The sequence below is a fragment of the Acinetobacter sp. BY419 genome (assembly GCF_019038395.1).
GTDB lineage: Bacteria > Pseudomonadota > Gammaproteobacteria > Pseudomonadales > Moraxellaceae > Acinetobacter.
The window spans coordinates 21,636-34,946 of sequence record NZ_JAGFXZ010000010.1 but is presented as its reverse complement, the minus strand read 5'-3'; the positions used below and the strand labels follow the sequence as shown (position 1 = coordinate 34,946).

Below are 13,311 nucleotides of genomic sequence, written 5' to 3'. Positions count from 1 at the left end.
AATAGATGATAACTTTCTTCATAGCGAATACATTATGTATTTATAGCCATTATGCTGCTATGCAAAAAAACCACATTATGTGGTTTTTTAATTTCCAGAACTTTTATTTAATAACACATCTAATCATTCTGTTTAATGTTCTCATTCGTCAAAGATACAATGAATTTCTCAATCATTTTACGCTCCAACTCTGGTAGGTCCTGTAAAGCTTTAGTAATAGGATCAATCGCTGAGGTACCCATTTTTTCACAGCGTCCCAGGATGTAGTCAGCTGATATATTAAGCACCACAATCAGCTTATAGAAATTCTCTAACGAGGGTTTACGTGAACCTGACTCAAAATGCGCAATCGAGGTTACAGGTATTCCTGTTTTTTCGGCTAACTCTTGCTGTGTTAACTTTCGTGTTCGTCTAACTTCTTTCAATCGAATTTTAAAATCATTCGAGTCTAATTCAAGTGTCATTATTACCGCCAAATAGACAATAAAAACTTGACGTTTTAGTCATGTTTTTATATAAATATAGACATAGTTTAGATGCTTACTTGTAGAACGAGAAGTAACTAAATCATGACTTGATAAAAATTTAAATCAACTGAAGGCCAAACGATCATGATGGATTATTCTTCGAGTCGTTTATTGACGTCGATGCATCCAAGTATTCGCCATTTGAATATCCGCAATATAGCTAAAATTGTCACTTCAAAAATTATTAGTAATACGCAATTACAACTGCAATATAACCCTGATTTTTGCAGACAACTTGGTGTATCTAGCTATCTAAACACACATATCGGGTTGGCTTATTTTATTGATGATCGTTATATGGAGCGTTATGGTTTGCAGCCAGAACAGCTCATTCATTTTTCGGATGTCTATACTCAACTGCTGTACGATTTTTATGAGTTAACAGGTTATCAGCCAGATCAGCTATAATCTAGCTTGCGACGGCGTACATAAAATTAGTAAAACTAGCAGGCAGTAACGAAAGATACATAGGGATTTTGAATTTTTCTGAGATATAAGCTCCAATTTAAAAGAATTATTTAGACTGCTATTCATACTATAAGATAGAAATTTAAATTGCAGTCGTTCCTTCACCATTTCATTAGAAATTTTAGGTGATATAGCAATTTGCCAATATGTTGATGGAAATAAAGAATAAATACCACGTAAAAATCTATTGGCTAGTCTTACATCAGTGCTATTAAAGATTAATCCAGCGTGCGAAATATTAGCCTTCATTTCAAAAATATGTAGTGCATCTAATATAAGAATTTCATCGCAACAATGTTGGTTGAGCTGTTTAAAAAAATATTCTAAGACGTATTTATCTTCTGCTGTTTCAATATAGGGGAGTATGCGTTGTGATTTATCAGCATCAATAATGAATCGAGATTGGTTCTTACGATTTTTGAGTTGTTTTAGCTTAAGTATATTTTGTTGCCACAGTATGAGGGTCTCAATTGAAAAGTCATACTTTTGAGCAAGAAGCTCAGGTGTATAAGATTGATCTAATGCCTTGAGTATTTTTGCGATCAGAGGGAATGGATAAGCTGACTTGCTCGTTCCATAAATAAAAATGTTGGTCTCTGCTTGAGTTAAATCAGCTTTAGTCTTAGATGTGTTGATGTATTCATCAGGCGTTGCTATAGATTTTATTTTTATTGTTCGTGATATTTGTTCATCGTAATAGCTAAGCGCTATTTGATGGTGTCGTGGTGATTTTAAGCTAGGACAGATTTTTTGAATAACGGTTCGATCCAAACATGGGTCAAATTTTCTTAACTGATAACCTGCCATTATGTAAGCTAGATGCAAATAGCTCCTAAACGTTTCAGTGGGATCAATATGACCTAATATATGGGATAGTAAATACCAACAGTCTTGTGGTGTTTTAGAACGTAAGAGATCATTTCGGAGTAGCTGATAGTGATCGTTTGAATAGTCCGTGAAGGCATTTACAAATTCATAGTCCATATTCAAGATCATAGCGAGATTGTTTGTTGCACTATGTCTTAACGAATGAAAGGTATAACAATGACTTGGCAACATTGTATCAAGTATCTTTTGTAATGGTGTGGTGACCATATATGGCTTAATACGTTCTGTGCTATTCCAAAGTGTAAATAGATAGTCATTGGATGAATAAGCCCTACGGCGTGTTTTACAGTATTTTTGAAATTGAAGATGCTCTTCTTTATTAAGTAGCATTTGAACATTGAGATTGCGTTCAGCGCTATCCGTTTTCAGTAAATGTTCTTGGTTCTTTGATCGATATGGGCGTATCCAAATGGAGCTGGCTTCAACACCTTCTACATCTTTAATCCGCATGCCGAGTATTTCATTAATCCGCAAGCCAGTACGAAACGCTATCGTATATACGATACTTAGCATTTCTAAATCATGTGCTGTATAGCTTGGGCTTTTATAGAATTTAAGTTTTGTAAGTAGCTGTTGGAAGCTTTTCGCAGAGATGATTTCAGCTTTCGGTGAGCTTAAATGTTTACCTTCATGTGCGAGTGGAAATGGGTCTGCATCAAATAAGACACGCTGAAATTGATGGAATCGTTTTAAGAGATCAATTTTTTGTGATTTAGATTTACCGACGTCGTTTAACATACGTTTGTAGATCACCTCTAGATGATCATTGAGATTGCATTCTTCTATAAAATCGTTGCTATGTAGTAACCATGTCTCTGCTAACTTGGTGTAATAGCTATAAATGGAGGAGTGGCGAATCTTCTGCTGTTGGTTGATATAGCGTAAGCACTTGTCTTGATCAATTTGATAAAGCTTAGTGAGGGCTTCAATATCTTCTACGGCAGGATGAAATAAGCTAAATAGCCAAAGCCCAAGTCGTTTAGCATTTTCAGGTAGGCTGTCATGTTGGTTGACCAGTAGGTTATATAAATCTGTGGTGGTCTTGTGCTTATTTTTAAAAAAAATCAAAATTTGTTTATGCAAATCAGTAAGTACTTTAAGAGCGTCTTCAGTGTATGATTTTTCCTCTTTTGCATTGTTGTTGATCTTTGGTAATTGTGGTTCTTCAGCTTGATGGGAGTGGTCCAATAGGAGCTGAGGTTCAAGATAGCGTTTAAAAGCACTTGGACTTAAGCCACAGGTTTGTATTTCTTCAGTTAAACATAGGGCAAGTGCGGGGCTTAAATTGACCTTATCTAGTTGCATAAACGAATGACTTGAAGCTTGTAAAAGCTGCTTGAATTGCTTTTGATTAAAAGGTATTTCTAAGGCATTAAAAACGTGATGGATATAAGAGTAACAATCATATTGGATATCGATGGATTGTGTTTTAAACCGAGTAATCCATAGTTGGGTGAGTCGATCAGGTACAAAATTTCGAGACTTCTTTAAGGGACATTTAGGATCGTATAAATCCCCATAGTGTGGCGATTCAGGTTCTAAAAAAATGAGCGGTATTTGTAATGCTTGAAGATAGTAGATTGGTTCATCCGCTTTGAGATGTTCAAGTAAAGTATTCAAGCTAGCCTGATGCGAAAGTCCGCCGTAAAGGACGGCACTTATCAGTAGATTGCCGACGATTTCCTCTGCTGTAAAAGATTCTGCAGTATGCCAGTAGCGCCAAAGTCGCTCTTTAAAATGCGTAATATATTTTGAATCTTCTAACCATGACTCATTAAAGAGTGTAGGTGTACGTTGTATCGAAACCAAATGTTGGGTTGGTAAGGGCAAGTCCGTATGATTGGCACGATTGTATTGAATAATCTGTTTTCGAAAATGTTGATAAAAATTCTTTTTTGAGGAAAAACACAATTTTTGTTGATCCAAGTGCTGAGCCACTTGGTTGTAAAGATCAGGAATACTTTGTGATTTTTGTGCCAGCTTTAATTTTTCGGGCAATAGAAACTCATCAATGATTGCTTGAATTTGAAAGCGCTCTTTTTTCTGTACTTTTTCTCGATTTTTTGCACGGCGTTCATGTGCATAGTGTTTATCTTGAAGCATATTCATACATTCCATCAATTTTATAAGTGTGCTGCATCTCGTTAAGATGAGTAGTGATAGTTCTATATTGTTGAAGCGAGAGACTTGAGAATTTTTGCCCCATTTCTTGTTGATGCTGCTCATGCCCAAACAGGGCTAAAATTAAATTTTCATCTACTTTTTCGGTGAGATATGCACGAGCTGTATGCCTAAGCCAATTAGCATGATCAAGTTGCATAATATGAGTGAAGCTGTTGACTAAATGAGGGCTAAGCGCTTGCCATTGACCATGTTGATAGACACTGAGAAGAGGCTTTTTACTGCTTAAAATTTCTTGAATGTGAGTTTGATGCTCTGGGTACAGTTGTTGAAATTCATTTAAGAAGATAATGAATTGGCGAACTTCTTTGACCACAAAATCACTGAGTGGAATCAAGCGACCATCATTTGTTCTACTATGTATTTCTTTATCTGAAACCCAAAGCCACTGTTGTTTTAAATCGAAATTTTTTAAGAAACCTGGGAACTCGCTAACAGGTCGAGCAGCACTGAACAATAATAAGATATGCCACAGCCAGACATTATAGTGATTGAACATCTCAAGCATTTGTCCATTGTGTTTAGCTTGAATGATCTGATGTTGTAAGTATGCAAATATAGCCGTCACTATTGCAGGTTTGGGGGCTTTACAGCTACCAAATCTTTGTTGTTCATCATCTATGACATGAATTTCTTTTGCTAAGTCTTTTGATAGTTGTTGTACTGTGGATTGATAACTTTGCTGTAAACGGTAGATTGGATACGAACAATATGAAATAGAAACAGATCGATTTGCATCGATGCCTGAGAGAATATCGGCTAGTTGTTGATTTTGAGTGTAATCGTAAATACAGTGATGTAAGAAAACACTTATTTTTTTAGTCGATAACGACGGAATGAAGAGTTCTTCCCGACATTTTTTTAATGCATGTGCGACCTGTTCTTGCTTTACTATTGGTGGATGTCTTAGACCATCTATCAGCTCTTTTACTAAAGGCAAATCGAAATGGGTTACCTGATTAATTAATTGGTCTTTGTATGTAAAAGCAGGGTCCTCAAACAGTGTAAATTTGGATCTTAGAAAATATTGATTGTTTTCAAAAATGAGCTTCTGTCGTTTATTGAGTGCATAGCGTTGTTTGGATTGTAGATAAAGCCATTGCTCAATAGGAACTCCACTCAAGAAACTGAGTAAGATAAAAAGATACGCTTTGTTTTTTTCTGGATGATTTAAATAGACTTGATGACAATGTTGTACAAGTAAACGTAAGCTATTGAAGTCCGGATAATGCTTACTACAAGCAAAATTGTGCTGCTGTCTGACAATGTGTTGTTGAGTCAGTTGGCTAATTTTATGTTGTAGAAAACTGGATTGAGTGGCTAAAGGTGATATTTGTGCTGTATTAAGTGAGTATTGCTGTTTGGGCTGCTCGTCTTGTAATTGCTCGAAGAAGAGTGCCGGATGCTCTTTCTGAGGTATATCCTGTGAGCAGCATAAAATTGCACCGTGCTCATCTAGATAATGTGGTTCATCTATGTGTCTGGGTGGTGCTGAATAATTCTTTTTTGGCTTAAGCGCAAATATATAATCATAAAAGCGCCGTATATCAAGTATTAATAAATATTGAAACCGAGTGAGCTGAGGGTTGGCTTCTAAGCGACGTAATTCCTTCACAAACGTATCTAATGATATTTCATCTTGAGGCAGTTGTTGCCATAGCCATAAGTAGTGATGTTGAGATTTACTGAGCTGTTTATCTTGCTGTGACGCAGCATAAGCTTCATTTGCTAACCTAAATCGATCAAGAACTTTAATAATCGTGGTTTGATGGTCTTTGTCACCCTTATTGGGGATAGATTTAAGAATACATGCAGCATGTAAGTTATGAACGGCCCATTGTCGTATAACAGAATGCTGTGAGTGCTGTTGTGTTGAATAAATATAGAAACAAATAGGATGCGCTGAAACAGAAGGTGGAGCAGGTAAAAACTGGGATTGGTGAATCTGTTCTATCTCGTCTTCGTGTTTTAACAACTGTTTTAGTTCAGGAATATCAACTTTGTGATTTAAGTATTGTGCAAGTGTTATTGCATAGTTCTCATGGATGAATTCTTGTTCAAATAGTTGATGGATAATGCTTTTAGTTTCCATGATGAGCCCTCCAAAATAATTCTGGGCTAGGCTCAGGATATTTCAGTGCCTCACATTTCTGCGTGAGTTTTTGAAGCTTTTGAGCGTAAGCGCTGTTGATTTGTTTCTGTTGGTACAAAAGCTGATTACGACTACAGCCGATCAGTTTTGCGAGCAAATCGAGCGATAACTCACAGCGTGGCTTTTCATGATGAAGAGCATTTAAATCGTAGATCGCTTGTTTTGAAAGAGATGTGTTGAGTGCATTAAGTAATTTATCTGGCTGGATAAGGTTAATCTTAATTTTAAGCTCAGTGATTAATTTGAATAAGCAGGTAGTAAGTTGATATTTGAGCACATGTATGTCGATGTCGGTTTGCACAATATAGCGTGCATTGATGGATAGATTTTGTGTTCTAGATGCAAATAGAAGCAGGAAGTTGTCCAAAACTAAGAGCTCATTGTTTGTAACTGTGGTTGGATAAATGAGGTCGGTTTTAGTATCAAAGAATGACGGTAATTTTGCTGCCGTTAATATTTGGGCGTAGCAATGGTAAATTTTGCTTATAGGTGGATAGGGAGCGAGAAAGGCCTGATGTGAGTCAAACTTTACTTTCGCGTATTTCTTTGGATTTAAATGTTTAGGTTTCATATTCATGCTCCTTATTTTTTTAATGTAAATAAAGGCATGCGTGAAAAAATAATTTCCAAATAAAAGATCAAAAAAATGGTTATAAATGTGGATGGTTTTTGATGAATTTGTGAAGGGTTAAAAGGATTGCGAATCAGATTATTTTGAGATTTATTAATATAAGTTATTGATTTCACGTTGATGAATGTGTTTGATCCAACGGACTTTTGTATTTCTTAATATTTTAGTTGGTAAGGGAATTATATTTGCTATTCAAGGAGGTAATTCCTTTATAGCAAATTATGATTTATATTACTCAAAATTCTTGTTAATACCTTAATTTTCTCATAATCTACTATTACTCCGAATTGGGTAAACTTATGACTGATGAAATATTGATCTTAAAAGAGGTCGCTGATTATCTCAAGTTAACTGAAAAGACTGCTTATCGCCTCGCTGCTGAAGGTAAGCTACCCGGTTTTAAAGTGGGTGGTAGTTGGCGCTTCAAAAGAGAGGATGTAGAGAAGTGGATAGAAGAGCAGAAGGTTAAGAAATAATTGAAAGGTGGTTTTTTATGAGATTTATAAAGTAGTGAGTAGCGTAACATATACTCTCAGTTTCACAACTGGAGCGGCTTTGATTTATGAATCAGTCATAGTCGCAGATTTATATGTAGAACTTCAAAATTGGCTGAAGGTTCGAGCTAAATTGATGGCTGAAAATAGTTTCCAGTCACGTACTGAGAGCACCTTGAAAAAACTGTACGGTGAAATTTCTAGAAGGCTAAAACACCTAACTGATGATCAGTTGAATTTGCTTGCTATGGGAACTGATGAACAGAAAAAGGCATTGGTCTGGTTGGCTATTTGCCGCCAATATCAATTTATTCATGACTTCACCATTGAGGTCATCATTCCTCAATATGAAGCAGCACATTTTTTGTTGACTTATGAAGACTACGATGCATTTTTTAATGCGAAGGCAGAGTGGCACGATAATTTGGATTCTGCTTCGCGACAAACTAAATCTAAAGCACGCCAAGTAATTTTCAAAATGCTGAAAGAGTGTGGTCTTATTAATGGTGGAAATGAATTAATTTATCAAAAACTTGATGAACAATTGTTTCAAGTGATTGGCAAAGCATCCGATGACTTAAGGCTCTACCCTGGAAATAGTTGACAGAATAGAGATGCTGATTTGAGTACAGAACGAGTAATGAAGAAATTAAAGTACAAAACGATAGATACTAGGAATCTTCAGGAATGCCAAGAGCACCTTATGAAAGTGATATCTAGCACCTCATTTTTGAATAATGAAGGCCTGAACAATGAAGTGCCCTTTCATATATGCCCTTATGAGGCCTCTATTCAGAAAGATATTATACAGTTAACAAAACAACTCCGTAATGATCTAGAAGGTCAAAATATAAAGACTTTGGAAATTAACTTGTATGACTTAGTTGTTGAATTGCTGAAATGCGAAGGTGACTGGGACTGGTTACTAGAACATGAGAAGTATATGTCTAGAGAAGAGTTAAAAGATGAGTTGCAAGGCATTCTAGATGTTGAAACTGTTATAACGCCAGAAATAGCGAAAAGGATGAAAGAAGAAGAGCATGACTTAATGCTGCTAACAGGTATAGGGGAAGTATTTCCCTATATCAGGTCACATAACATTTTAAATAATTTGCAAAAAACAGCGAAAGATAAACCTACTCTAATGTTTTTTCCTGGTGAGTATCAACACTCATTGGAAAGTGGGGCATCTTTGATTTTATTTGGGCTTCTACAAGATGACAAATACTATAGAGCATTCAATATATTAGACCGTGCAGTGTAAGCAGTAGCATGAGTTAAGGGGTAAATATGCAATTAGAAAACCTATTCGTAAAAGCTGTAGACCGCCCTATCGAGGGAGTTATCAAAGCTGATGATGATGTATCACTCTATACCGAGCTTGATGAGTATGTCATAACCAACGAAGTCGCTAAGCGACTTGATTTATTTCTGGATGCTTACCTTAATTACCAAGGTGCTAACGGGGTTTGGGTATCAGGATTCTTTGGTTCTGGTAAATCTCACTTGTTGAAAATGCTCGCATTGCTTTTGGAAAATAATCCTATCGAAGATATTACGCCTTTAGATATCTTTCTAGAGAAGCAACCGCTTAATGAAGGCGGAATATTTGCGAACGATCTGAAGAGAGCAGTCTCAATTCCTTCTGAAAGTATTCTTTTTAATATCGACCAAAAAGCTGATGTCATTAGTAAAACTGAAATCGATGCCCTAATTGCTGTATTCGTGAAAGTATTTGATGAGCACTGTGGCTACTATGGTAAGCAAGCCTATATCGCTCAGTTCGAACGTGAGTTAGATGCAGACGGCCACTTTGATCTATTTAAAAAAGCATTTCTGAATATCAGTGGTATGGATTGGGATAAAGGCCGAGCTCGTGCTAAGCGCATGGCAGATTCTGTAGACAAAGCCTATTCAGAAGTTTCAGGTCAGTTGGTCACAGGGATACTGGATAAGTATCGTCAGGATTATCGACTATCCATCGAAGATTTTGCCGACCAAGTAAAAACTTACATCGATAGTAAAGAGTCCGGTTTTAGGTTGAACTTCTTTGTTGATGAAGTTGGGCAGTACATTGCGGATAATGTTAAGCTTATGACCAACTTACAAACAGTTGCTGAAAGTTTAGCTACAAAATGTAATGGCCAGGCATGGGTTATTGTAACTGCACAAGAAGATATGTCGTCGGTGGTTGGTGAAACGAGTAAGCAGCAGAGTAATGATTTCACCAAAATCCAAGCCCGTTTTAAAAATAGAATGAAGTTAACTAGCCAAGACGTAGCAGAAGTAATTCAGCTGCGTTTGCTTGAGAAACGTGAAGAGTATATTGAGCAGCTAAGTGACTTGTTCCACCAGCAAGAAAATAATTTTAAAACTCTATTTGATTTTGCAGATGGATCGGCAACATACCGAAATTACCGTGACCGTGAACACTTTATTCAGTGTTACCCTTTTGTGCCTTATCAGTTCACCTTGTTCCAGTCAGCTATACAAAACTTGTCCACCCATAGTGCATTTGAAGGAAAGCATAGTTCGGTGGGTGAGCGATCTATGCTTGGTGTATTCCAGCAAGTTGCTATTGCGATTAAAGGTCACAATCTAGGCGAATTGGCGACTTTTGATTTAATGTTTGAAGGTATTCGAACGGCATTAAAAACGGCAATCCAGCAGTCAATTTTGAAAGCAGAGCAGAATCTAGAGAACCAATTTGCTATTCGACTGTTAAAAGCACTATTCCTTGTTAAATACGTTAAAGAATTTAAACCAACTATTCGAAATCTATGTGTATTAATGCATGATAGTTTTGAGCGCGATATACCGTCTCTCAGTCTGCAAGTAGAAGAAGCTTTAAATATTCTTGAAAAAGAGACTTATATTCAGCGTAATGGTGATTACTTTGAATACCTGACAGACGAGGAACAGGACGTAGAGCAGGAAATCAAGAATACTGAAGTAGATAATACAGCTGTAGCATCTGAGCTTGAAAAACTTATTTACGATGGTGTTTTAAAAACAAGAAAAATTCGCTGGGATGTAAATGGCCAAGACTATCCCTTTACCAAACGTCTTGATGATAATCTTAGTGGTCGTGAATATGAATTAGCCATTAATGTTATTACGTCGTTTCACGATCATCGTGATGCCTTTGAAAAACATAGATCAGATACGGTTTTTAATGATGAATTACGTATTGTCTTGCCAGAAAGTGAAAGGCTGGTTCGAGACCTAATCTTGTATAAGCAAACTGAGAAGTATGTTGCTCATGAGACGAGAGCAGCACAACAAGATAGCATAAAGCGTATTCTTACCGAAAAAGGCTTACAAAATACAGAGAGGCTTAACCAGCTGAAGCAGTTGAGTTCAAAACTAGTGGGAGGCGCAAAGTATTTTGTTGCTGGGCAAGAGCTAGAACTGAGTGGTGAAGATGGCCAAAGCAAAATCATAAAAGCTTTTGGTGAGTTGATTAAGCATACTTATCCAAATTTGAAAATGCTTCGTGATATGCAATACAGCGAAGCTCAAATACCAGAAATCCTTACTCAAGCTGGGCAAGGATTATTTGGCGAAGAGACACAATTACCAGAGCCACAGCAAGAGATGCTATCGCATATTCAAAGCAATAGTCGTGGTGGTGTACGTACTACGGTAAAAAGCCTGCTTCAAAATTTTGAGTCTAAGCCTTATGGATGGTCTTTTGCTGCAGTATTATGCACTCTCGCATATTTATGTGGAAAAGCAAAAGTTGAGGTTCGAGAATCCACCAATTTGCTGGATGATGCAGGGTTATCACGAGCACTTAGAAATACAGCCTCGCATGGCAATCTGATTCTTGACCCACAGGTTGAATTTAGTCAGTCTCAGATTCGTAAAGTAAAAGAATTTTATAGTGATTATTTTGAAAAACTTGCTCATGCGACTGAGGCTAAAGCTTTAGCGAAAGAGGCTCAGGAAAGTTTTGCTGAGCAGGCAATTGAATTAGACAAACTATTAGCACAAGCAGTAAATTATCCATTTCTACGTGCTTTGAGTCCGATTGTATCTGAACTTCAAGAACTGAAATCAAAACCCTATACGTGGTTCCTATCTGAACTAACATCGCGGGAAGATCAATGGTTTGATTATAAAGAAAAAACTATTGATCCCATTGTGAAATTTATGAAGGGGTCAAATAAAGAAAGTTTCGATGACGCAAGAAAGTTACTTGATACCCAAAAGCCTAATTTACAATACGTTGAAGGTAGTGAGCTACAAAGACTAAAAGAGGCATTAGTTGACCCTTCAATCTATAAGGGATCAGCAGTTCAGCAACTTAAAGCAGATTCCAAGTCACTTCAACAGAAAATTGAAAGCCAAATTAAAGCAGAGCAAAATCAAGCATTAGAAGTAATTGAAGAATTAAAAACTAGATTGCTTGGTTTTGAGGAGTTTCAAAAGCTAAATGAATATAAGCAGAAAGTACTAAGCGGTACTTTTGATGAGATTGTAGCTAAAATCACTAATCAATCATTAATCGCAATGATTCGTGATGAAGTTCGTCGCTTTGAAGATCAGCAGTATACTTCGCTTGTACAGCAACTTATAGAGTGGAATCAGTCTGATCAAGAGAATCAAGTTGAACCAACTAAAAACGGACAACTTCAACTTCCAAATGATGATCAAGCATCAGGTAAAAATGAGAATGATGGTAAGTCAGAGTTGGGCGGAAAAAGGCAGCAAAGACCAGAAACAATATCTGCAAAGAATATCAAGGTTAACTTCCGCAAGCCGTGGTTAGCTGATGAAGCTGATATTGATGAATATTTGGCACAGTACAGAGATGCTTTGCTGGATGAAATTAAACAAGGTAAGACGGTGCAATTATGATCAGCGAATTGCAGCTGGATAATTTCGCTGCCTTTAAAGAGTTAAAGTTAAATTTTTCACCAAAAATTAATGTAATTATTGGTGAAAATAGTTGTGGCAAAACGCAAATACTAAAGAGTATTTATGCGCTATCACGAAATGACATGTTGAAAAGTGAGAACTTGTTTGGCTTATTTAAACCTCTCAAAGAATCACTCGGTTCATTGCATCATCGTTCAAGTTCCGAGGATGCATTATTATCAGTTAAAGATGCAAGTGATAGTCAATCAAAAATAGTTTTCTCAGCGAAATCAAAAAGCCAATTTAGTGAGATATTGTCTGACGCCAGTGCTCCATGTTTGCTTATACCAACTAAAGAAATACTTTCATTACTCCCAGCGATCAACAGTGGAAAGGCTAGCAAAGATAGCGTAAGTGCATTATTTGATAAATCAGTGATTGACTTGTGCGAATTGGTTTTAAAAGCTCCCTCGGAAGAAACTGAAAAGATTTTAAATAGTGACCCACGAGCTTCTACAATTGCTCCTAAGTTATCAAAGGCATTGGGTGGGAGATATATTATAGATGGATCTGAGCAATATTTTGTGGCTGGAAGCTATCGGGAGAAGAAACTTCCAGGCGGTTCTAAAGCTCAGCAGGCACAGATTTATAACGACTATACCGAGCTTAAATTTGAAAAAACCGAGGGTACAGAAACTTCAGTCATGATGACGGCCGAGGGCTATAGAAAAATTGGCTTGCTTCAGCGCTTACTCGAAAATGGGACACTCACTCAGTCAGGCATTAGTACCATATTGTGGGACGAACCAGAATCAAATATGAATCCAAGTCTTATTCGTACGTTGGTTGAGTGCTTATTAATGCTTTCTCGCAATGGGCAACAAATAATTGTAGCGACTCACAATTACGTTCTTTTGAAGTGGTTTGACTTATTAGTTGATTCTAGTAAAGGCGATCATATTATGTATCACGCACTTTATCGTGATGAAAATAAAGTGATTAGAAGTGAATCAGAAAGTGATTACAACATGTTATCTAAAAATGCGATTGCAGAAACGTATGGTGAGCTATACGACGAAGAAATAACAAAAGCTTTAGGTTGAAATT

General features: G+C 36.7%; 10 protein-coding genes. 6 read left to right on the top strand and 4 right to left on the bottom strand.

The genetic code is table 11. The annotated features are described in order from the left end of the window. Positions 1–119: 119 nt before the first annotated feature. Positions 120–464, bottom strand: a complete 345-nt coding sequence (locus KUG37_RS05655) for a helix-turn-helix domain-containing protein (RefSeq protein WP_216936944.1) — start codon at positions 462–464, stop codon at positions 120–122. A 147-nt stretch (positions 465–611) separates the two neighbouring features. On the opposite strand from KUG37_RS05655, the gene KUG37_RS05650 reads away from it, so the two are divergent. Then, complete coding sequence (locus KUG37_RS05650; protein ID WP_216936945.1) at positions 612–935, top strand: hypothetical protein; 324 nt, start codon at positions 612–614, stop codon at positions 933–935. On the opposite strand, the gene KUG37_RS05645 is transcribed toward KUG37_RS05650, so the two are convergent. The 3 genes from KUG37_RS05645 to KUG37_RS05635 are packed head-to-tail and all read right to left on the bottom strand — an operon-like array spanning position 930 to position 6,787. Beyond that, on the bottom strand, positions 930–3,986 hold the full coding sequence (locus KUG37_RS05645; protein WP_216936961.1) for a tyrosine-type recombinase/integrase: 3,057 nt from the start codon (positions 3,984–3,986) through the stop codon (positions 930–932). The two genes, KUG37_RS05650 and KUG37_RS05645, sit on opposite strands and share 6 nt — an antisense overlap. Further along, on the bottom strand, positions 3,973–6,156 hold the full coding sequence (locus KUG37_RS05640) for a hypothetical protein (RefSeq protein WP_216936946.1): 2,184 nt from the start codon (positions 6,154–6,156) through the stop codon (positions 3,973–3,975). Before KUG37_RS05640 ends, KUG37_RS05645 begins: the two co-directional genes overlap by 14 nt. After that, a complete protein-coding gene (locus KUG37_RS05635; protein WP_216936947.1) occupies positions 6,146–6,787 on the bottom strand; it encodes a hypothetical protein in 642 nt (213 codons plus the stop codon). The genes KUG37_RS05640 and KUG37_RS05635 overlap by 11 nt, the downstream gene beginning before the upstream one ends. 359 nt (positions 6,788–7,146) lie before the next feature. Between KUG37_RS05635 and KUG37_RS05630 the strand changes: the two genes are divergently transcribed. The 5 genes from KUG37_RS05630 to KUG37_RS05610 all read left to right on the top strand — a co-directional run bounded on the left by KUG37_RS05630 (position 7,147) and on the right by KUG37_RS05610 (position 13,307). Further along, on the top strand, positions 7,147–7,323 hold the full coding sequence (locus KUG37_RS05630; protein WP_216936948.1) for a helix-turn-helix domain-containing protein: 177 nt from the start codon (positions 7,147–7,149) through the stop codon (positions 7,321–7,323). Between the two features lie 34 nt (positions 7,324–7,357). Continuing rightward, entirely contained in the window at positions 7,358–7,945 is a 588-nt protein-coding gene (locus KUG37_RS05625) for a DUF1819 family protein (RefSeq protein ID WP_216936949.1), read from the top strand. 99 nt (positions 7,946–8,044) lie between these two features. Further along, on the top strand, positions 8,045–8,605 hold the full coding sequence (locus KUG37_RS05620) for a DUF1788 domain-containing protein (protein WP_216936950.1): 561 nt from the start codon (positions 8,045–8,047) through the stop codon (positions 8,603–8,605). Positions 8,606–8,631: 26 nt separating this feature from the next. Then, the gene (gene brxC / locus KUG37_RS05615) at positions 8,632–12,204 is read left to right on the top strand and encodes a BREX system P-loop protein BrxC (protein ID WP_216936951.1); all 3,573 of its coding nucleotides are present in this window, start codon (positions 8,632–8,634) and stop codon (positions 12,202–12,204) included. Continuing rightward, positions 12,201–13,307: an ATP/GTP-binding protein gene (locus tag KUG37_RS05610; RefSeq protein WP_216936952.1), complete on the top strand. Its 1,107-nt coding sequence runs from the start codon at positions 12,201–12,203 to the stop codon at positions 13,305–13,307. Before brxC ends, KUG37_RS05610 begins: the two co-directional genes overlap by 4 nt. Positions 13,308–13,311: the final 4 nt, after the last annotated feature.